The sequence below is a fragment of the Acinetobacter sp. 243_ASPC genome, assembly GCF_001054715.1.
GTDB lineage: Bacteria > Pseudomonadota > Gammaproteobacteria > Pseudomonadales > Moraxellaceae > Acinetobacter > Acinetobacter soli.
Window position 1 is genome coordinate 1 of the sequence record NZ_JVOR01000007.1, and the last position, 21637, is coordinate 21637.

Below are 21637 nucleotides of genomic sequence, written 5' to 3' on the forward strand. Positions count from 1 at the left end.
GCCAAAAATGTGGCCTCATCCCATGTCCATATTTCAAGTAGTGAAATATTATCTAATCCATGTCGCGGGTTGAAGTCCGGAATTGAAGCTATTTTTGCAAAACTGTTCCACGGGCAAATGAGCTGGCAATCGTCACATCCAAAAATACGATTACCAATACCAGCTCTTAATTCTTCAGCAATGATGCCTTTATATTCAATGGTTAAATAGGCAATACATTTGCGTGCATCCAGCATATACGGTTCGACAATCGCTTGGGTTGGACAAATATCGATACAGGCGGTACATGAGCCACAATGTGCTGTGGCAGGCTGATCAAAGGGTAATTCCAAAGAGGTAAATAGTTCACCTAGCACAAAAAAAGAGCCAGATTTTTTATGAATGAGTAGGGTGTGCTTGCCCGTCCAGCCCATTCCGGCACTCTCCGCCAGTGATTTTTCAAAAATTGGAGCAGAATCGGCAAACGGCCGAGATTCAAACTCACCAACGCGCGCTTTAATGATTCCGGCCAATGTTTTAAGGCGCCCACGCATGACCTTATGATAATCGCGCCCACGTGCATAACGCGCAATAATGGCCGAATTGGGTTGATCGGGCACATATCGAGGCTTGGGGCTTTCCACCAGATAATTCATGCGCACACAAATAATGCTTTTGGTGCCCGGCACCAGTAGGGTTGGGTCGGCACGCTTATCGAGATTTTCTGCCAAATAATGCATATCGGCATGATAACCACGTTTTAAATACTCTTTAAAACGTGGCATTTGGTCTTGAGCATCTGGTTTAGCGATGACACAATCAGAAAAACCCAGCGCTAAGGCCTGCGATTTAATCCAGCTTTTGAGTTCTTCTGGATCATCTTGGGTAAGGGGAATGCTGCCATGCGGCTGATCAAGTGGCATAAATTAAAAAATAACGGAGAATTCAAAATGCATGCAGCAGTTTATCACAGCCAAGAGATCCGAGCATGGGAACAACGATGGTTCCAAAAGCAAAATTCATCGCTCGGGCTTATGCAACAGGTTGCATGGTCAATTTACAATAAATTAGATCATTTCATTCAAAAAAATAGCCTAAGTGTTCGTAAGATCGCGGTTTGGTGTGGAATGGGGAATAACGCAGGTGATGGTTATTTTCTGGCGGCTTATCTTCAGCAAGCGGGTTATCAGGTTACTATTTTTGCTGCCCCGGCAGGTGAATCTCCAGATCTTGCGCAGGCCGTACAAACTGCGCGTAGGCATCAGCTTAATATTCATTCATCTTTCGATGTACCCGATGTATATGATTGTCATGTCGATGCGCTATTTGGTCATGGTTTAAATCGTAACCTCGACTCAGACTGGCAGACGGTGATTAAGCACTTTAATCAGCTTTCGGGGTTTAAAGTGGCGATTGATTTACCTAGTGGCTTAAATGCAAATACGGGGCAGTGCTTACCTATAGCAATTAAAGCCGATATCACCTATACCGTGCTTGCCCACAAAATAGGACTGCATACAGGGCAAGGTTCTGAGTTCTCTGGACAAGTTGAACTGATTGACTTGCTTCCACCTGACATTTCGTTGCGAGCGACCGCACTTTTAAAGCCTGCCAAGATTATATTGCCTAAACGCCAAGCCTTTGGACATAAGGGAACATATGGCCATGTACTGGTTGTTGGTGGCCATCGTGATATGGGCGGCGCGGTGATTATGGCAGCAGAAGCAGCCTTTCATGCTGGCGCCGGAAAAGTGACTGTGGTTTGTGATGCGACTCATCATGCTGCTATTTTGGCACGAGCGCCCAACATCATGATTAAAGACATTCAAGCTTTAACTTCAGATGAAATTCTGACTTTACTTCAGCAAATCGATTCGGTTTGTTTTGGTATGGGGCTTGGCCGTGATGAATGGTCAGAAAAACAGTTTATGAAATGGTGTTCTGTATTACTGAAACGCACTGAATTACATCTAGTCATCGATGCCGATGCACTCTGGTTTTTAGCTGAACACAGTTTCACATTTTCACAAAACGTATATCTCACCCCTCATGCTGGCGAGGCGGCGAGATTACTAAATACTTCTGCTAAAGAGATCGAACAAGATCGAGTGACTGCCATTGAGCAGCTTTATCAGCGATTTTCCGGACAATGGGTACTTAAAGGTGCTGGTAGTCTTATTTTGGAGCCAGATCAGCTCTGGATCTGTACAACTGGCAATGCCGGCATGGGCACGGCGGGTATGGGGGATGTACTGGCAGGTATGATTGCCAGCCTGAAAGCACAACTCGATACACATATTTCGTTATCGGATATTGTGACTTTACACGGACAGGCAGGTGATCGACTGGCGCAATCGGGCCAACGAGGGATTCAGGCGCACCAAATGCTTGATGTGATCTATCAGGTCGTTAATCCTTAGATTTCATTTTAACGACGTCGGCTACTGTATCTGCTGCGGCCTCTGGCCATACCGCCAAGTGCATTGAGCACTGCAAATTTACTCATATTGCCCGATGCATGGGCATGGCAAATTGCAGCAGCCAAGGCATCCGCAGCATCTGCTTGTGGTTTGATGGTTAAGCTCAAAATACGCATGACCATCATTTGCACTTGCTCTTTGTCGGCTGCGCCATATCCAACCACCGATTGTTTGATCTGACGTGCGGTATATTCAGCCACGTCTAAATCTAAATTGACCAATGCAGCAATCGCAGCGCCACGTGCTTGACCGAGTTTTAAAGCAGAATCAGGGTTTTGTGCCATAAATACTTGCTCAACCGCAGCTTCGGTTGGGCCATGAAACTTTACAATGCGTTCAACGCCAGCAAAAATTCGTTTTAATCGCTCTGGCATTCCTTGGGTTTCGGTGCGAATCGTACCGGCATCGATAAAACGTAGGTCATTTCCATTTTTTTCAATGATTCCATAACCGGTTAAACGCGAACCTGGATCAATTCCGATGATTAATGGCATAAAAGACTTTAAAAATAAAATAATGCCCATATTTTTACATAAGCGCATGAAAAAAGCTTGATTCTCTTTGAGTCGGTCTTGATACTGCATAAAACCTTTAATTTTTTGAGATAGACATAGTTTTAAATGAATTTACTTCTTATTGTTGTTCTTGGCGCGATTCTGGAAATTGCTGTATGGATTGGCATTGCTCAATTCATTAGCGGCTGGTACGTGTTTTTCTGGTTTATTATCGCTTTTTTCATTGGTTTGAACATGTTACGTTCAAGTGCATCCACCATCATGCCACAATTACAACAAATGCAGATGTCAGGTCAGCTTGGTAACGATCCAGCGGTCAGCAAGAAGCTTGCAACGGCGATGGCTGGCTTTTTACTAATGATACCGGGTGTGATTTCCGATATTTTAGCGTTATTGATTTTAATTCCAGGGGTACAAACATTCTTCCGTAATGCCTTAATGAAAACGCTCGCTAAGCGTCAAGAAGCCATGATGAACAAAATGATGGGTGGCATGATGGGAGGTGCTGGCGGAGCGAATGGCCAAAACCCATTTGAAGATCTCATGCGTCAAATGCAAAATATGCAGAATCATCAGGGTGGTGGATCTCCATTTCAAGATTCAAATGTAATTGATGGTGAAGCGCGCGAAGTGAAGCCAGATCAGAAACAAATCGAGCACAAAGATCAGAAATAAACGATTTTCTGAGTTGAAAAAAAGCTGAATGATATTTTCATTCAGCTTTTTTATTGTCATCAGTTTTATCAGAAGTCTCCTGATCTAATGTGAGACCAGAAGCTTCAGTACCGTGATTGGGTTGATATTTGTTGGGAAGGAGCGCAGTTTGGCGATTTTCAGACTGCTGATATCCACGGCTGCGATTCGCGCGTTCACGGAAACCACCTTTGTTAATAAGTTGAGCCATATGATGAGGTTAATTGCTGCATGACATTTCACATTTTAACAGTTGAAACTTTTTTTCACTAGCCGTGCCAAAAATGTAACAATTTTGGCATTATTGAGTCATTTGATTGAAATGGTTTGCTGTTGAAATATCGTACACATTGTCATAGTATGCAATTAAAGATCCATATTTGGTTCTTAATTATGCAAACGAAACTAGAAAAATAAATCAGCACTAAGACAGGGGGAAGCCCATGCTGTATCAATATCGTTGTGCGTGTTGTGACAAGGTCGTTGCATCAACAGACAAAGAATGTCCTCACTGTGGTTCGCATCATATCCGTAGTCCTTACGGGTGGTGGGTATTTTGCTTAGTGGGTTGTCTAGCCGTAGTGATGGTGGTTAAAACCTTTCATTTCTATGTCGAGGCGCAAGATGACACACCTAATCAGCATACTTTGCTGGACATTTTTAATCATGATAAACCGACTAAATCGAATCAATAACGCGTAATTAAAACCAAAAAAATGTCCGACATGTGTCGGACATTTTTTTAATCAATTACTTAGCAATTAAAGGCCAGATGCATCTTTGAGCACTTGTACTTTATCTGTTTTTTCCCAAGTAAAGGCAGTATCTGATCCTTCGCGACCAAAATGGCCGTAAGCAGCAGTTTGCTTATACATCGGTTGAAGCAGGTTAAGCATACGGGTAATACCAAATGGACGAAGGTCGAAGTGTTCGCGCACCAAGGCCACGATCAATTCGTCATCTACTTTTCCAGTATTAAACGTATTGATTGAAATCGAAGTTGGCTCAGCCACACCAATCGCGTAGCTCACCTGAATTTCACATTTGTCCGCCAAGCCAGCCGCGACAATATTTTTTGCCACATAGCGCCCTGCATAAGCAGCAGAACGGTCAACTTTCGATGGATCTTTACCAGAGAACGCACCACCACCGTGACGTGCCATACCGCCGTAAGTATCTACAATGATTTTACGACCTGTTAAGCCACAGTCACCCACTGGGCCACCAATCACAAACAAACCCGTTGGATTGATGTGGAATTTAGTAGCGGCATGGAACATGTCTGCTGGAATAACTGGCTTGATAATTTCTTCAATAATGGCTTCTTTTAGCTGTGCTTGAGAAATTTCAGGATCGTGTTGAGTCGATAAAACAACCGCATCCAAGCGAACAGGTTTGCCATTTTCATAAGCGAATGTGACTTGGCTTTTTGCATCTGGTCGTAACCATGGCAAAACACCAGAGCGACGAAGCTCGGCTTGACGTTCCATTAAGCGGTGCGCATAAGAGATTGGTGCAGGCATAAGCACGTCAGTTTCACGGCTTGCATAACCAAACATCAAACCTTGGTCGCCAGCGCCTTGATCTTCAGGTTTCTGACGATCTACACCTTGTGCAATTTCAGGTGATTGCTTGCCGATCATGTTAATGACCGCACAGGTTGAACCATCAAATCCGAGATCAGAGTGATGGTAGCCAATACCATTTACGGTTTGACGAACGATCGCTTCAAAATCAACATTCGCTGTTGTGGTAATTTCACCAGCCAGAACCACAGCACCTGTTTTTACGAGTGTTTCACAAGCAACCCGTGCGTATGGGTCTTCTTTTAAGATCGCATCCAAAATAGCATCACTGATCTGATCTGCCATTTTATCGGGATGACCTTCGCTTACAGATTCCGAAGTAAAAACAGCGTACTCGCGCATGAAAGTCCTATCACAGTTAATTCAAAAGACGGGATATGTTACATCGACTTAGACTTCAGGACTAGCTTAAGCTGACTAAAATCAATGAATTTATTTCAATTCATATAAATTTTAATTTATATCAATAGAACTTATAAAGCATAGTGTTTTGTCTAAGTTTCAGTTATACAATAATCAATCTCAGATGAAATTTATGTGAAATCATCCAATTCTTTTCACCGAAGTGTATTAAATCGAAAACTCTATAACTGATTGAAGCTAACAAAGATGTATATAAAGATGAATCAAATTCACTTTAAACAAGATTGAGTGTTTAAATTTATTGCCTTTAGATTCGTTCATCAGATTTGAGTAATTTAAAAATCATCGAGAATCAGTTAATTTTTAGACATTTTGTAGCTGAATTCAAAAAAACAAACATGAAACGTCACTCTAGGCTTTACCCATTCAGTTTTTTTTAAGACAATACTCACAGTTTGAATTCTGATTCATTTCTTCTTCCTTATCAGCTTTAATTTGGATACTGACCTATGACGACCCCTTTAAACGAACGTCGTATTGCAAACGCAATTCGTGTATTGGCTATGGATGCTGTGCAACAAGCAAACTCAGGGCATCCTGGTGCACCAATGGGGATGGCAGATATTGCTGATGTGGTGTGGCGTGAATTTTTAAACCATAATCCAGCAAACCCGCAATGGGCCAACCGCGACCGTTTTGTACTGTCTAACGGTCATGGATCAATGCTGCATTATGCTTTGTTGCATTTAACTGGTTATGATCTTTCAATTGACGATTTAAAACAGTTCCGTCAGCTTCATTCAAAAACACCGGGTCACCCAGAATATGGTTATGCACCAGGTATCGAAACAACAACAGGTCCTTTAGGTCAGGGCATTGCAAATGCTGTTGGTTTCGCACTGGCTGAAAAAACACTAGCGGCTCAATTCAATAAAGACGACTTAACAGTCGTTGATCATTTCACTTATTGCTTCTTGGGCGATGGTTGTTTGATGGAAGGCATTTCACATGAAGTGTGTTCATTGGCGGGTACATTGGGTCTAGGCAAACTCATTGCTTACTATGACGATAATGGCATCTCGATTGATGGTGAGGTTGAAGGTTGGTTCAGTGATGATACTGAGCAACGTTTTAAGGCTTACGGTTGGCAAGTTCTTCGTGTAGATGGTCATGATGCCGCTGCAATTCGTCAGGCAACGATTGAAGCAAAAGCAGAAACTACTAAACCAACCTTAATTATCTGTAAGACAATTATTGGTTTAGGTTCTCCAAACAAGCAAGGTAAAGAAGACTGTCACGGTGCGCCATTGGGTGCAGAAGAAATCAAACTTACCCGTGAAGCACTGGGTTGGAGCGATGAAGCATTTGTTATTCCGCAAGATATTTATGCCGCTTGGAATGCCAATGAAAAAGGTCAAACTTCTGAAGCTGCATGGAATGATGTATTTGCCGCGTATCAAGCAAAATATCCAACTGAAGCAGCAGAATTATTGCGCCGTGTAAATGGTGATTTGCCAGCAGACTTTACTGCACAAGCCGATGCATTTATTGCGCAGGTGAATGAGAAAGCAGAAACAATTGCAACCCGTAAAGCGAGCCAGAACACCTTGCAAGCGTTTGGTCCGTTATTGCCAGAAATGCTAGGCGGTTCAGCAGATTTAGCAGGTTCTAACCTGACACTTTGGAAAGGGTGTGAAGGTGTGCAGGACAACCCGGCAGGAAACTACGTTTACTATGGCGTACGTGAATTCGGTATGACAGCCATTGCTAACGGTGTTGCGCTGCACGGTGGTTTTGTTCCTTATGTTGCAACGTTCCTGATGTTTATGGAATACGCGCGTAATGCTGTACGTATGTCTGCATTAATGAAGCAACGTGTGATTCATGTATATACCCACGATTCAATTGGTTTGGGTGAAGATGGTCCAACACATCAGCCAATCGAGCAAATCGCGTCTCTTCGTGGTACGCCAAACCTCAATACATGGCGTCCTGCTGATACAGTTGAAACAGCAATTGCATGGAAATCTGCGCTTGAGCGTAAAGATGGTCCAACCGCATTGATCTTGTCTCGTCAGAACTTACCATTCCAGTCACGTTCTGAAGCACAAATTCAAGATGCCGCGAAAGGTGGTTATGTATTGGCACAAGAAAAAGGCGAATTGAAAGCGATTATTATTGCAACAGGTTCTGAAGTATCTATCGCGATGGATGCCTATGCACAGCTTGAAGGCGTTCGTGTGGTATCTATGCCTTGTGCAGAGTTGTTCATGACTCAAGATGCAGCATATCGTGAAGCGGTATTGCCTGCGAGCATTCGTGCTCGTGTTGCGGTTGAAGCGGCGCATGTCGATTACTGGTGGAAGTTCGTAGGTCTCGACGGTAAAGTGATCGGAATGACCACTTATGGTGAATCTGCACCTGCAAAAGATTTGTTCCAGCACTTTGGTATTACTAGCCAAGCTGTAATTGAAGCGGTACAAAGCTACTAAGTTTTAGCGCTTTAAAAGAAAAGCCCTTGTTTGCAAGGGCTTTTTTTTTGCCTGTAATTGTGATCGATTGAATCAATAATGTAGCTTTTTGTCTTTTAAAATAAGATAAATTCTTTAGAGCAACTTTTATTGCATTCTCTAAATGTATAATTTAAATAAATAAAATTCAAAATTATTAAGAAAAATTAAATTTAAAGTGTGGTGTTTCATCCATGCAACATATCGTTTTATAAATCAGAATGATTTAAATTGTTGAATGTATAGACTAAATAACATGATTTAAAAGGAAAACATCGAATGAAACTTCAATCATTATCTTTAGGTTTGGCGGTTGCGATCAGCAGTACATTGGCACTTGCAGCGCCAGTAGATTATAAAATTGATCCAACGCATACAGCAACCGTATTTAGCTGGAACCATTTTGGTTTTTCAACACCAAGTGCGAACTTCAGTGACATCCAAGGTGTCATTAAAGTCGATAACGCTAAACCTGCAAACTCATCGGTAGACGTGACGATTCCAGTCAGTAGCGTAAACACCAATGTGCCAGCTCTAGATAAAGAATTCCAGCAAGAAGGCTGGTTTAATGCAGCCAAGTATCCAAACATTACCTTCAAAAGTACTAAAGTTGAAACCAAGGACAAAAAACACTTCAAAATTACAGGTAATTTAACCGTTAAAGGCATTACCAAACCTGTGGTGCTTGATGCTGTACTTAACAAGCAAGGTGAGCACCCAATGGCAAAAGTTCCAGCGATTGGCTTTAATGCAACCACTTCGTTTAACCGCTCAGAATTCGGTATCGGCAACTACGTACCAAATGTGGGAGATAAGATCACAGTCAACATCACCACTGAAGCAACTGCTGCTAAAAAATAAGTAATAACACAATAAATCATTCAAAAAGAGATGCTGCGGTGTCTCTTTTTTTATTTAAATTCATATTTATAAAGACTTATTTTTAAATATTTTAATTATTCCATAAATTGGAAGATTTAAATCCAATTCCCATCATTATGTGATTGAAATCACTATGTTATTGTAAAACTACAACGTTTGTTTGCTTGATACAGGACATGAAAATGAAAAACACCATGAAAGCGCTGGTACTGCAAAATTTTGGTGATACAAAATTTGTAAATACTGAATTAGCGATTCCACAGCCAGAGAGAGGCGAGGTACTGGTTCAGGTAAAAGCTAGTGGTGTAAATCCGATTGACTATAAAATTCGAGAGGGTCTGGCACCGTATGCCATGCCAACATTGCCTGCTGTCATTGGTACGGATATGGCGGGTACTGTGGTGGCTGTGGGCGAAGATGTTCAAAACTTTCAAATTGGTGATGATGTTTATGGGCTGGCGGGTGGTGTACGTGGTCTGCAAGGTTCACTGGCGCAATATATGGCAGTCGATGCACGATTGATTGCACATAAACCTAAAAACTTGACAATGCGTGAAGCAGCAGCGGTTCCTTTAACTTTTTTAACTGCATGGGAAGGATTGGTTGACAATGCCAAAGTACAAGCTGATCACAGAGTATTGGTACAAGGTGGCTCTGGTGGTGTAGGCAGTATGGCCATTCAAATTGCCAAAACTTTCGGTGCCAAAGTCTGGGCTACGGGTTCTGCTCAAAATCAGGAGTTAATTACTTCATTGGGTGCCCAAGCGATTGATTATAATCAATTCACAGCTCATCAAATTTTAGATGAATATACCGCCGGAGAAGGCTTTGATATTGTCTATGACACAGTCGGTGCTAATGTACTCAAAGATTCACTTGGTATGAGCAAATATTACGGTCATATCACCAGTTGTGCCGCGTTTAGTGAACAAAATCTTGCTATAAGTTCACTTCGCTGTGCCACGTTGTCTGGTGTGTTTGTTCTTTTACCTATGCTAACAGGACTTGACCGTGCGCGGCATGGTGCCATACTTGCGCAGGCCACCCAATTGATTGAACAAAATAAGGTTCGTCCAGTTGTGGATGCCAGAAGCTTCAGTATGGAACAGGCGATTGAGGCTCAAAATGCTGTCAAGGATGGCTCAGCTTCAATTAAGGTTGTGGTTGATATCGATCATTTTGACTAATTGTATCTTCAATCACTGATAACGGTATGTATATCTTAAAGTTTATTGCATTTTGGCTATGTTTCAATGTCAGATAAGGCATCGACCAGATAGTCAAATAGTCGTCTAATCCGTAGCGCGGTTGGACCACGTTGCGGCCTATATAGATATACATGCCAGTTGGATGCCAGATCATTTTCTAAAATTTGAACCAATCGGCCATCTCTCAAATGAGGAATCGCCAGATAACCGGGCATATAGCCAAAGCCAACGCCATCGCATACGGCTTGAAATTCTGTATCTAAATCATCGGTACTAAAACGTGGCTTGTTTGGAATATAATTACGACCATGGCTAAAACTCCAAGGCCAATAGCGTCCTGAGTTATAATCAATTAGAGCGGTGAGTGGAAAGTGATCAAGCTCCTCAATGGTCACTGGTGCGCCAACTTCTTCGATGAGTTCAGGGGTACCCACAGCAAAAAAATGGATTTTGCTGACTTCTCGTGCAACATAACGACTATCGGGCAAAAAACCAAATCGTATACCAATATCAATTCGTTCATCGATCACATCGCTATGCGTATCAGTGAGTATGCAATCTATGCGAATTTCTGGATAGAGTTTTGAAAAAGCTGTGACCGCAGGAATGATAAATCGACGACCAAATGATGGAGCAACAGTAATACGAATCAAACCGCTCATTTCATCAGGCGGCGTGCTTGTCTTTTCATTTAAAATCCTTTCGACACGATCAATTGCTTCTCGCGCAGACAATGCTAGCCGTTCTCCATCGGTCGTGATTTTAATTTGACGGGTATTTCGATAAAACAGAATTTCACCACGTTGTTGCTCGAGTTCTTTAATAGCACGTGTGACAGCCTGAGGTGAAATTCCCAAGCTTTTGGCTGCTTCCTTAAAGTTTCTGGACTCGGCTGCCGTACAAAAAATACGCAACATTTCTAATTTGTTTTGCACGTAAATGAGCATCCTTTATTAGTTAATTCCAAATTATGGAATTCTGAAAGCACTTTATCTTCATTTATTTTAATCGATAATCTTGAAATACTTAAATCCTCTGATCAAACGAATACATAAAAGGTATGAGCATGAACAACATTGCAAATAAAGTGGTCGTTATTACAGGTGCCAGTAGTGGCTTAGGTGAAGCAACAGCGTTGCACCTAGCAAAACAAGGTGCAACACTGGTGTTGTCTGCACGCCGAAAAGACCGTTTAGATCAACTGGTCGATACCATTGTTACAAATGGAGGCCAAGCAATTGCTGTCAAAGCTGATGTTACAGTTCAAACTGAAGTACAAGCGCTCATTGATACTGCTATGAATACCTATGGTCGTATTGATGTTTTGGTGAATAATGCTGGGCTTATGTCGATTGCACCAATGAGTTTGACCAAAACTGATGAGTGGGATCGGATGATCGACATCAATATCAAAGGTGTTTTGTATGGTATCGCAGCGGCCTTGCCAGTATTTCAAAAACAAAAATCAGGCCATTTTATCAATATCTCTTCTGTGGCAGGAATCAAAGTCTTTAGCCCAGGCGGCACAGTGTATAGTGGAACTAAATTTGCAGTAAAAGCAATCTCTGAAGGCTTAAGACATGAAGTGGGTGGCGATATTCGTACCACCACGATTTGTCCGGGTGCTATCGATAGTGAACTAAAATTTGGAAGTTCCGATGAGCAAAGCGCAGAAACTGTGAAAGAATTTTATAAAATGGCAATTCCTGCCGACAGTGTTGCACGTGCAATTGCCTATGCAATTGAACAGCCTAAAGATGTCGATATCAATGAAATTGTGCTACGTCCAACACAGCAAGATTTTTAATACTATTTAGTTTTACAAAAAATAAAAGCCTACTCATGATGAGTAGGCTTTTGAATCTTTAACACAGAATGATTTGAATGACATGATCGCACCTCGTGATCACAGTTCCTTTAAATGCATACCATCTTGATCTTATAAAGCTTGGCAAAACAAGGTATGATAACGCGTTTTGCATAACAACCTTTTGGAGATCCCTGAGTGGAGCGACCGACAATCAGCCCTGAACATTTACAGGAAGCAGCAGAAAGTTTAAGCACAATTCGTGATTTTATTCGTTTTGGTGTGACTGCATTACGTCAATATGATGCTCATTTAGGACAAGGGACAGAAGATTATTTTGCTGAAAGCTCAGCATTGGTATTGCAAACGTTGTCACTTGAATGGGCGGCAGACTCAGAAATTCTAGATGCCAAATTGCTGCCAAGTGAAAAAGCCGAATTTTTGAGTTTACTCGAACGCCGTATCAATGAGCGTACGCCAACCTCATATTTGCTCAATCTTGCTTATTTTGCCAATAAACCGTTTTATGTTGATGAGCGTGTTTTAATCCCTCGCTCACCGGTAGCAGAGCTGATCGAACAACGTTTTGCGCCGTATTGCCTCGATGAAAATGGTCAAATGCGAGAGGCACAAAACAATCTGCCAGAAAATGCTGCGCCAAAAACACCGCATCGAATTCTAGATATGTGTACAGGTTCAGGATGTATCGCTGTTGCATTGGCTTATGCCTATCCAGATGCAGAAGTAGATGCAACAGATATTTCAAAAGAAGCACTTGAAGTGGCTGCGCTGAACGTCGAACATCACAATAAGCAATATCAAATTGCACTAATGGAGTCGGATCTTTTCGCAAAAATTCCTGCCGAAAATCAGTACGATTTGATTGTCAGCAATCCGCCTTATGTTGACGCCGAAGATATGGCTGACTTGCCAGAAGAGTTTTTACATGAGCCTGAACTGGCTTTGGCAGCAGGTCAGGATGGACTAGATTTAGTGCGTAAAATGCTCGCTCAAGCGGCTGATTACTTAAGCGAAAACGGTCTGATTGTGATTGAGGTGGGTAATTCTGAGTGGGCGATGCGTCAAAACTTTAATACGGTTGATTTCCACTGGTTGACATTCCAAAAAGGTGGTTCGGGAATCTTTGCATTGACTGCTGAACAGTGCCGTCGTCATCAGAAATTATTTCAAGCATCATTAGAGGGATAAGGAAGAAACGTTATGGCAGGGAATAGTATTGGACAGCTGTTTCGAGTCACCACCTGTGGGGAATCGCATGGCGTCGGCTTGATGGCAATTGTAGATGGTGTTCCGCCGGGTCTTGAACTTTCTGAAGCGGATTTACAACAGGATCTTGATCGACGTAAACCAGGTACTTCAAAGTTTGCAACACAGCGCAAAGAGCCCGATCAGGTTAAAATTATTTCGGGTGTGTTTGAAGGTAAAACTACGGGTACATCGATTGGTCTGTACATTGAAAATACGGATCAAAAGTCGAAAGATTACGGCAATATTGCGCAAACTTTCCGTCCTGGACATGCCGATTATACCTATACGCAAAAGTATGGTTTTCGCGATTATCGCGGTGGCGGACGCTCAAGTGCACGTGAAACGGCTATGCGTGTCGCTGCTGGCGCGATTGCGAAAAAGTTTCTTGCAGAGAAGTTTGGTATTGTCATTCGCGGGCACGTAACACAAATCGGAACTGAAGTAACAGAAAAACTCGACTGGAATGAAGTTTCTCAAAATCCATTTTTCTGTGGTGATGTTGATGCCGTTCCACGTTTTGAAGCTTTAGTTACGTCTTTACGTGAACAAGGTACAAGCTGTGGTGCCAAACTCGAAATCGTAGCGGAAAATGTTCCAGTTGGTTGGGGTGAACCTGTATTTGATCGACTTGATGCCGATATTGCACATGCGATGATGAGCATTAATGCAGTAAAAGGTGTCGAAATTGGCGACGGTTTTGCTGTCGCTGGCCAGTTTGGGCATGAAACCCGTGATGAGTTGAGCGCTGATGGATTCTTGGCGAATCATGCAGGGGGTATTTTAGGCGGAATTTCAAGCGGTCAGGATATTCGCGTTGCGATTGCCTTGAAGCCAACTGCGAGTATCACTACGCCGGGTAAAACCATTAATATCGATCGTGAAAATATCGATGTTTTAACCAAAGGTCGCCATGATCCGTGTGTTGGGGTTCGGGCAACGCCAATTGCAGAAGCAATGCTTGCGATTGTGTTAATGGATCATTTTATGCGCCATCGTGCACAAAATGCAGATGTGATTCCGCCTTTTGAGCCAATCGCGCCTTAAGACGCTACTTTAAAAAAACACCTCACACCATCGATGGCGTGAGGTGTTTTTTTATGACTTGTTATACACTTCGATAAAGTTTTTATAGGCGCTTGATTGTTGTCCATCTTTATACATGGCACGTTTGATTGGGCCATGATCGGTATTGATTTGTACTTCAATCGATTTTGCGTTTTTAAATTCAGATAAAAAGCTACTTGGTACCACAATATAGTTACTCGAACGTCTAGGCTCTAAACGATTCACATAACGTAAGACGGTAGGCTGTTTTGGTTTGTAAGATAAATGCTTACCATCAACAATAAAAGTCACCTTTTTGATGTCGTAATACAAATACGAGCTATTGAGGCGAACATCGATTCTTAATTGGCTCTTATTTTCCGGATTCCAGCGTGCACTCATAATCGGGCACTGTTCGGTCGGTTGACACAAAAGCAGTCCCGCCGTTGCCACATCATCCGGTGGAGCCGTATCTTGAGGAACAGTTGCACAACCATGCAATAAAAAGAGTGCTGTACACCACCCAAAAATTCTTTTCATGTTTTTCCTCGTTCATCCAATTTTGAGAAACTTTCGACTTAATCGTCTTTACCTAAAAAATGAAATGGGGTTGATGCTTTAAACTGACTGGTTGCATCTCCCGCATAGACATTTTCCTGATTTTTTCCTAAATTCAGTTTCTTTGTTATACCATCTTTAAAGTTAATCTTTTTTAAATCTATCCAAAAAATATTGGGTGAAAGAGCCGATTCAAAAAAGTACATTTTATGTTTATGGTCAACCACTGTTCGCCATCGGGTCGATGAAATATTCGGTTCTTCTTCAGTATTTAAGCCATAAGGAACAGATACGTTTCTAATCACGCCAAATACAGAAGCAAGACTGGCTTTTGGATCTTCAGTTTTGGGAATGGCATTGATATAAAACGATGCCCGAGCAAATCGGTCAGCTGCACGATTGGTTCCCGGTAAAAATGTTGTTCCCCCTATTTTTTTCCAATATTCATTTAAGGCAAGCTGCTCTTCAAAAATAGGGGAATTGGTCATCACCTGATAAGTCTTACTGTGATGAATCACTTGCTTGCCATTGATATATTCAACAATAGCGCTGTCGCCCGTGGCATCGGAAAGTGACAAATGTAATGTGGTTAGTCTTTGTTCTCCGGGAACTGCATCACTGACAATAATAAACGGCTCTTTTTCTAAAGCTGTAACCGCTTCATTTACGGTTGCAAAATTATCGAGCGCATATTGTGCCCACGCGGCAATGGTTAATTTAGGCTTGTTCGAGGTTTTTTCGTCTGGATATTGTGATTCCACCAGCCACAATAGATTGGCGTTGAGTCCTGCTTCGTTGACACCGTCTGTGGTTGCAACATCATAACCAGTAGCAACAACGCTTCCGTATTTGGACGTCCACTGGATGGAGTTTTTACCTGAATTGCCACTGCGTTTGATACCGCTAGGTAGAATCCACAGATTGGTACCTACATCACTTTTCCAATCCATGGATCGGGCAGTGAGAATATTCTGATTGTTACCTTGATATACCACACGAGTACACGCCTGAGCAGTGTAAGATAAAAGAAAGGTCGAAGATGCAATAACAGAACTCAAAAGTATGTGCTTGAACATAATTTTGTCCTTTAATTCAAACTATAATTTTTAGAATGCGTTAATTTTCAATTAAAATTTAATGTACGATCTGCGTTTAATTACGCAGTCTGTTGTCCTGAATGTACTCGATTTAGGCAATAAAAACGAGTTTAATTACAAAAAGTAAGTTTTTAATTCACTTGGGCTGCATGAGTTCAACTTATTGGCTATCGACTATGATATTTGTCACTAAAATTTAGCCTGTATTGGCATGTCGGATAAGCTACACATCTTGCGCATCCTCATTGATTCGATATGATAAGAATTTCGATATGATGAGAATATTGAACAAACCGACACGGAAAAACATACGCCCAAGTCAGCGTTTTAACTGAAACCAAATCAGGCCATTAAATACACCAGAAGATAAAAACTGCTCAGGCTTATACAGATTGTGGCTAGTGTATGTCGAATAACATAGGCAACCAATATGGTAATCAGTGTGGCAATAAAGTAGGGGTTTATAATGTGCTCTCGAAAGACATGATTATCCATCAGAATAATCGGAACGCAAATCGATGAAAGAATACAAGGTGCAGAATAGCGCAAGGCACGATTAAGCCAGTCGGGAATTTTGATCGGAAAACGAGGTTCTAAAAAAATATAACGATTTAAAAAGACAATTCCCGCCAGTAAAAGCATAAATGTCCATGTCATTCTTTTTTCTCCTTAGATTCAGACCATGCCGCTACGCACATCCCAATCAGTGCAGCAATTAATCCACCCATCAAGATATTTAAATATAGGCTTAGTGCTGTCAGAACAAGCGTGGTGATCACCCCGATCAGAGCATGTCGGTTTTGAATGAGAGGCACAATAATGGCTATAAACGTCGCAACAATAGAAAAATCCAGATGCATGTGTTCAAGTTGTGAAAATGATGAGGTCAGTAGCACACCAAAAAAACTAAACACAAGCCAGCAGAGATAAAACCAGATTCCTGCACCGAGTAGTACACGGTAGTTGTAATGTGGTTGAGTGCTACTGATTGCAAAGAGCTCATCGGTTAAAACAAATCCAAATAATACACGTTTGCCGAAAGATTCATTTTTCACAGATGAACGTAAGTTGAGCGCGTATAGGTAATGTTGTGAGGTGATCAGAAATACAGACAAAACAATACTAATGAGTGGAGCGCCCGCCATGATCATACCAAGTGAAACCAACTGAGCTGCACCAGCAAATACAAAAGCAGACATCCCGATGGCTTGAGCAGGGGAAAGTCCAGCCTGAATCGCCATCGAACCGGCCAGTAATCCCCATGGCAAAACAGCAATGCACAAGGGAGTAATTTTTAAGGCGCCCGTAACTAAATCACGTATATGGGCCAAGTTAAAATAATTCGATATTACATTATTCATCATGATTGGATTTTACATCTGAAAATAACAGTACGATTTTAGCCACCTAAAATTGATCTTGATTGCATAAACTTGCTTATTTTAAACTTCGAATATAACCGCCGGGTGTGATACCGAGTGCATTTTTAAAATGTCGCGTGAAATGACTTTGATCTGAAAAACCGCAACGTTGTGAGACATCTGAAATCGTCAAATCTTCACGTAATAATTTTTGTGCTTTCATAATACGACATTGAACAAGCCACGCATGCGGAGAAAAACCTACATGTTTTTTAAATTGTCTTAAAAAATGCCACTGGCTTAAGTGTGCAAAGCCTGCGAGTTCACCCAGTGAAAAATCATGTTCGGGATGTGTTGCGATCATTTCTTTGCTTGTAAGTATTTTGCTTTTGGCATCACTTAAGCTCAACAATGACGGCTTTGTTTGACTATAGCGTGTAGTCAACCAAGCCATGGTAGATAGAAAAAGCGTTTCTTTAAGTAAAATATTCTGTGGCTGCTCAAGAAGATCAAATAATAATCTGAGTTGCTGGGCAAGACCTTCATCATGAACCACAGCATGCGTAAACCAAGGAATGAAACGCTGGGTAGAAACCAAATCCTGAGTAAGACGGCTCAATAGTTCAGGGGTTGGATAAATTGCTCGATAGCGCCAACCAGTTTCAACAGCCGAAGAACCTGTATGAATTTCATCTGGATTGACTAAAATAATATCGCCTTTGGGCGCAACATGGTGAGCACCAGTACGGAAAAAACGCTGCGCACCATCTTCAATTACACCAATACAAAAGCCTTCATGAACATGACGAGAAAATGTTTGCTGATAGTATTGTGCGCTCAGCATTTCTAATCCACCTAACTCCTTAAGATGCAGATAATGAACCTGTTCACGCGGTCTTCGGGACATAATAAACTTACCTGTAACGCATGCTGTAGAGAATGATAAAACGTGATGGTGGTTTATAGAACAAAATTGCTGCTTTTCAGTTTAAATTTCCAATAAAAAATGATCATGTAGTCGTTAATTTTTTAAAATTAATCAAAGTGTAAAGAAATCTAAGTACTTTAAATAAGTATGAAGGCTGAAAGAATAAATCTGATGAAAAAAGCAAATGTTGCATATCTTGATCAATTAATTGAAGATTTTAAACATAATGGGGAAAAGCCATCCAAGATTGTGATTGGATATAAAATCTATTCGGAGTTGATGAATGATACAACTTTTTCTAATGAGGTTTTGCACTCAGCACTCGATGCCAGTAAGCGTAAATACAAAAAGCTCAAGATTAAAATTAGCCAAGATGAGTTTCAGCTCAAAATTGAATAGCGACGCTGGCTGCAATTAAGCTGAGTATTAAAAGCGCATAAGTGTTTACAAAATCTAAAGCATCACAGTGCAATATTTAGCCATGTGATGTTTTTTTTCGATAGTATAAAAGCCGACTTAAACCAATAAGGAAAATAAGAAATGTTAGGCGCTTGTTTGTGTGGTGCAGTGCAGATTGACGTCGAGGTCAATTCTGAGGAAATTACAGTGTGTCATTGCAGCATGTGTAGAACATGGGGAGGAGGCCCAGCTTTGACAGTTGAATCGACTCAAAAAATCAAGCTTACTGGGCAGCAATTTGTTCGAAAATATGACTCATCGGAATGGGCAGCGCGATATTTTTGCCAGCAGTGCGGCACCAATTTGTTTTACAAGCTGAACGAACGAGAGTATTACAGCATTAATGCCGAATTATTCGACTTAGCTTCCGATGCCAAAATCCATCTTGAGATTTATGCCGATCACAAGCCAGATTATTATCAGTTTCTAACGAAGTCACCTCAAATGACCGAGCAGCAAGTGATCGATCAATTTTCCAGTGACGAATAAAAGATCAGAAATAAAGCTGACTTATACTAGGTTAAGCTGCTTGAGATAATCTAAGAGAATCGAACGTGCCACGTGAGATAAACCTTGAGCATAGCGTGCGGTATCGGCGCGAAGCGCTTGAACTGAAAAATTTCCTTGTCGAAGCTCAGCTGTATGCCCGATGAGCCAGCGTTCAAAGTTATCACCACACACTTCCAAATGAAACTGTAAAGCAAGTACATTCGTTCCACATGAAAAGGCTTGATGCGGATAATGTTCTGAACTTGCCAGCAGCGTCGCTGACGTAGGTAAATCAAAGGTATCACCGTGCCAGTGTAAAACCGGTTGATCGATCAGCCCCTGTAATGGGTTCTCTGGTGTGGCCTTGATGTCTAGCTTACTCCATCCAATTTCTTTGTGCTCGCCAGCATAAACTTTGGCACCGAGTGCTTTGGCAATAAGCTGAGCACCTAAGCAAATTCCAATCGTCGGCTTATTCGCCGCTAAGCGCGCTTTAAGAAGTGCCGTTTCTTGTTTTAAAAATGGATAGTCGGCTTCTTCATACACACCGATTGGACCACCTAAAATGATGGTAAGGCCATCATGCTCAAAGGCAGGCTTGAGGTCATCTACACCTGCTTCAAAATAGCGCACTCTAAAACCGAGCTCATAAAAAAGATCTTCAAGCGAGCCGAGATCTTCAAAGGCCAAATGTTGAACTGCATAAATAGTTTTCATGGCGTAAATTACACAATATTAAAAAGATCTCATGCGATCATACCTGAAGTATGCATAGAACAAAATGCAGAGCCATACCTCGATATTGCTAAAAAGAAAGGCCCATCGTGGGCCTTTTTTGGAGTACGTTACAACGTGATTAGAAGAAGCCCATTGGTTTAGTTGAGTAGCTCACCAGCAAGTTTTTGGTTTGCTGATAATGATCAAGCATCATTCTGTGATTTTCCCGTCCAATACCAGACTGCTTATATCCTCCAAATGCGGCATGAGCAGGGTATAAATGGTAACAGTTGGTCCAGACTCGGCCAGCCTGAATTGCACGGCCCGCACGATATGAAGTGTGTGCAGAGCGAGACCATACACCGGCACCTAAGCCATACATAGTATCGTTGGCAATCTTGATGGCCTCGTCAAAATCTTTAAATGTGGTGACCGATAGTACTGGCCCAAAAATTTCCTCTTGGAAAATTTTCATGCTGTTGTCACCTTTAAAAATAGTCGGTTCAATATAAAAACCACCATCAACATCGTGACGCGGATCGCCACCCGTCATCAATTGCGCGCCTTCGTTTCGACCAGTATCGATGCAGCCAATAATCTTATCAAACTGTTGTTTAGATGCTTGAGCACCAATCATAGTGTCGGTATCAAGTGGATGACCGGTTTTGATTTTTTTAACCCGTTCGACTGCCAATTCCAGAAACTGATCGGCAATACTTTCCTGTACCAGCGCGCGTGATGGACATGTACATACTTCACCTTGGTTCAGTGCAAACATGGCAAAGCCTTCAAGTGCTTTTTCAAGATAGTCATCTTGCTGTGCCAGCACATCTTCAAAGAAAATATTAGGCGATTTACCGCCCAGTTCGAGCGTAACCGGAATAATATTTTCAGTCGCATATTGCATAATCATCTGGCCAACTTTTGTTGAGCCGGTAAATGCAATTTTTGCAATTCTCGGGTTCGTCGCCAGTGGACGACCAACTTCGGCACCGTAGCCATTTACAATATTGAGTACACCAGGTGGAACTAGATCTTGAATCAATTCCATTAATACTAAGATACTTGAAGGCGTTTGCTCGGCAGGCTTTAATACAATGCAGTTACCCGCTGCAAGTGCTGGTGCAAGTTTCCACGCTGCCATTAAGATTGGAAAGTTCCACGGAATGATCTGTCCAACCACACCGAGCGGTTCGTGAAAATGATAGGCAATGGTATCTTCATCAATTTCAGAAATTCCACCTTCTTGAGCGCGAATACATCCTGCAAAATAGCGGAAATGGTCAATCGCCAGTGGAATATCTGCTGCCAGTGTCTCGCGAATCGGTTTGCCGTTTTCCCATGTTTCTGCTACGGCAAGTAACTCAAGATTTTCTTCTAGACGGTCTGCAATTTTAAGTAGTAAATTTGAACGAACGGTCGGTGATGAGCTGTTCCAGTCGGCTTTTGCTTTATGCGCCGCATCAAGAGCAAGCTCGATATCTTCAATACTAGAGCGTGGAATTTGAGTGAATACCTTGCCATCTACGGGAGAACTGTTGCCAAAATACTCGCCTTTAACAGGAGGTACCCACTGACCCCCAATAAAATTTTCATATTGTGCTTTAAATTGAACTTTTGAACCGGGTTGGTTTGGGTCGATGTATCGCATATCAGTATTCCTTTGCTTATTATTCATCTATGATTGAAGCA

Annotated in this window: 23 protein-coding genes; 11 read left to right on the plus strand and 12 right to left on the minus strand. The window is 41.8% G+C overall.

Going from position 1 to position 21637, the window contains the following annotated elements; genetic code table 11:
- Positions 1–902: tRNA epoxyqueuosine(34) reductase QueG (gene queG / locus ADA42_RS00515; RefSeq protein WP_048763058.1), on the minus strand; the 902-nt coding region annotated here is incomplete at its 3' end.
- A gap of 27 nt (positions 903–929) precedes the next feature.
- Between queG and ADA42_RS00520 the strand changes: the two genes are divergently transcribed.
- Complete coding sequence (locus ADA42_RS00520; protein ID WP_048763059.1) at positions 930–2399, plus strand: bifunctional ADP-dependent NAD(P)H-hydrate dehydratase/NAD(P)H-hydrate epimerase; 1470 nt, start codon at positions 930–932, stop codon at positions 2397–2399.
- Positions 2400–2407: 8 nt separating this feature from the next.
- Here ADA42_RS00520 and ruvC read toward each other — a convergent pair whose 3' ends face one another.
- Positions 2408–2953 (minus strand): crossover junction endodeoxyribonuclease RuvC, encoded by a 546-nt coding sequence (gene ruvC / locus ADA42_RS00525; RefSeq protein ID WP_025095186.1) that lies wholly within the window; start codon positions 2951–2953, stop codon positions 2408–2410.
- Positions 2954–3079: 126 nt separating this feature from the next.
- On the opposite strand from ruvC, the gene ADA42_RS00530 reads away from it, so the two are divergent.
- Positions 3080–3649 carry an FxsA family protein gene (locus ADA42_RS00530; RefSeq protein ID WP_048763060.1) on the plus strand — a complete coding sequence of 190 codons (570 nt, stop codon included), beginning with the start codon at positions 3080–3082 and terminating at the stop codon, positions 3647–3649.
- 37 nt (positions 3650–3686) lie between these two features.
- On the opposite strand, the gene ADA42_RS00535 is transcribed toward ADA42_RS00530, so the two are convergent.
- The gene (locus ADA42_RS00535) at positions 3687–3878 is read right to left on the minus strand and encodes a hypothetical protein (RefSeq protein WP_048763061.1); all 192 of its coding nucleotides are present in this window, start codon (positions 3876–3878) and stop codon (positions 3687–3689) included.
- Between the two features lie 232 nt (positions 3879–4110).
- On the opposite strand from ADA42_RS00535, the gene ADA42_RS00540 reads away from it, so the two are divergent.
- The gene (locus tag ADA42_RS00540) at positions 4111–4362 is read left to right on the plus strand and encodes a hypothetical protein (RefSeq protein WP_004937217.1); all 252 of its coding nucleotides are present in this window, start codon (positions 4111–4113) and stop codon (positions 4360–4362) included.
- Positions 4363–4428: 66 nt separating this feature from the next.
- Here the strand turns inward: ADA42_RS00540 and metK are convergent, their stop codons facing one another.
- Positions 4429–5595: a methionine adenosyltransferase gene (metK, locus tag ADA42_RS00545; RefSeq protein WP_004937219.1), complete on the minus strand. Its 1167-nt coding sequence runs from the start codon at positions 5593–5595 to the stop codon at positions 4429–4431.
- Positions 5596–6125: 530 nt separating this feature from the next.
- Here metK and tkt point away from each other — a divergent pair.
- The 3 genes from tkt (at position 6126) to ADA42_RS00560 (ending at position 10195) form a co-directional block, all read left to right on the plus strand.
- Entirely contained in the window at positions 6126–8108 is a 1983-nt protein-coding gene (tkt, locus tag ADA42_RS00550; RefSeq protein WP_048763062.1) for a transketolase, read from the plus strand.
- A 297-nt stretch (positions 8109–8405) separates the two neighbouring features.
- Positions 8406–8987 carry a YceI family protein gene (locus tag ADA42_RS00555; protein ID WP_004937223.1) on the plus strand — a complete coding sequence of 194 codons (582 nt, stop codon included), beginning with the start codon at positions 8406–8408 and terminating at the stop codon, positions 8985–8987.
- A 203-nt stretch (positions 8988–9190) separates the two neighbouring features.
- The gene (locus ADA42_RS00560; protein WP_048763063.1) at positions 9191–10195 is read left to right on the plus strand and encodes a zinc-dependent alcohol dehydrogenase family protein; all 1005 of its coding nucleotides are present in this window, start codon (positions 9191–9193) and stop codon (positions 10193–10195) included.
- Positions 10196–10251: 56 nt separating this feature from the next.
- On the opposite strand, the gene ADA42_RS00565 is transcribed toward ADA42_RS00560, so the two are convergent.
- Entirely contained in the window at positions 10252–11151 is a 900-nt protein-coding gene (locus ADA42_RS00565; protein WP_048763108.1) for a LysR family transcriptional regulator, read from the minus strand.
- A gap of 131 nt (positions 11152–11282) precedes the next feature.
- Between ADA42_RS00565 and ADA42_RS00570 the strand changes: the two genes are divergently transcribed.
- The 3 genes from ADA42_RS00570 (at position 11283) to aroC (ending at position 14336) form a co-directional block, all read left to right on the plus strand.
- A complete protein-coding gene (locus ADA42_RS00570) occupies positions 11283–12023 on the plus strand; it encodes an SDR family oxidoreductase (protein WP_048763064.1) in 741 nt (246 codons plus the stop codon).
- 198 nt (positions 12024–12221) lie between these two features.
- Complete coding sequence (gene prmB / locus ADA42_RS00575) at positions 12222–13232, plus strand: 50S ribosomal protein L3 N(5)-glutamine methyltransferase (protein ID WP_048763065.1); 1011 nt, start codon at positions 12222–12224, stop codon at positions 13230–13232.
- Positions 13233–13244: 12 nt separating this feature from the next.
- Positions 13245–14336 (plus strand): chorismate synthase, encoded by a 1092-nt coding sequence (gene aroC, locus ADA42_RS00580; protein WP_004947003.1) that lies wholly within the window; start codon positions 13245–13247, stop codon positions 14334–14336.
- Positions 14337–14387: 51 nt separating this feature from the next.
- Here the strand turns inward: aroC and ADA42_RS00585 are convergent, their stop codons facing one another.
- From ADA42_RS00585 to ADA42_RS00605, 5 genes are all read right to left on the minus strand, one after another.
- Complete coding sequence (locus tag ADA42_RS00585) at positions 14388–14876, minus strand: hypothetical protein (protein WP_025095180.1); 489 nt, start codon at positions 14874–14876, stop codon at positions 14388–14390.
- A gap of 38 nt (positions 14877–14914) precedes the next feature.
- Positions 14915–15970 (minus strand): linear amide C-N hydrolase, encoded by a 1056-nt coding sequence (locus ADA42_RS00590; protein WP_048763066.1) that lies wholly within the window; start codon positions 15968–15970, stop codon positions 14915–14917.
- A 363-nt stretch (positions 15971–16333) separates the two neighbouring features.
- Positions 16334–16648, minus strand: a complete 315-nt coding sequence (locus ADA42_RS00595) for an AzlD domain-containing protein (RefSeq protein ID WP_004937233.1) — start codon at positions 16646–16648, stop codon at positions 16334–16336.
- Positions 16645–17355: an AzlC family ABC transporter permease gene (locus ADA42_RS00600; protein ID WP_025095178.1), complete on the minus strand. Its 711-nt coding sequence runs from the start codon at positions 17353–17355 to the stop codon at positions 16645–16647. The genes ADA42_RS00595 and ADA42_RS00600 overlap by 4 nt, the downstream gene beginning before the upstream one ends.
- Positions 17356–17428: 73 nt before the next feature.
- On the minus strand, positions 17429–18259 hold the full coding sequence (locus ADA42_RS00605) for an AraC family transcriptional regulator (protein ID WP_048763067.1): 831 nt from the start codon (positions 18257–18259) through the stop codon (positions 17429–17431).
- A gap of 192 nt (positions 18260–18451) precedes the next feature.
- Here ADA42_RS00605 and ADA42_RS00610 point away from each other — a divergent pair, with 192 nt between their 5' ends.
- Entirely contained in the window at positions 18452–18679 is a 228-nt protein-coding gene (locus ADA42_RS00610; RefSeq protein ID WP_004937238.1) for a hypothetical protein, read from the plus strand.
- Positions 18680–18820: 141 nt separating this feature from the next.
- A complete protein-coding gene (locus ADA42_RS00615; protein WP_048763068.1) occupies positions 18821–19228 on the plus strand; it encodes a GFA family protein in 408 nt (135 codons plus the stop codon).
- Positions 19229–19249: 21 nt separating this feature from the next.
- Here ADA42_RS00615 and ADA42_RS00620 read toward each other — a convergent pair whose 3' ends face one another.
- Positions 19250–19945 carry a glutamine amidotransferase gene (locus ADA42_RS00620; protein WP_048763069.1) on the minus strand — a complete coding sequence of 232 codons (696 nt, stop codon included), beginning with the start codon at positions 19943–19945 and terminating at the stop codon, positions 19250–19252.
- 139 nt (positions 19946–20084) lie between these two features.
- The gene (locus ADA42_RS00625) at positions 20085–21596 is read right to left on the minus strand and encodes an aldehyde dehydrogenase family protein (protein ID WP_004937243.1); all 1512 of its coding nucleotides are present in this window, start codon (positions 21594–21596) and stop codon (positions 20085–20087) included.
- Positions 21597–21637: the final 41 nt, after the last annotated feature.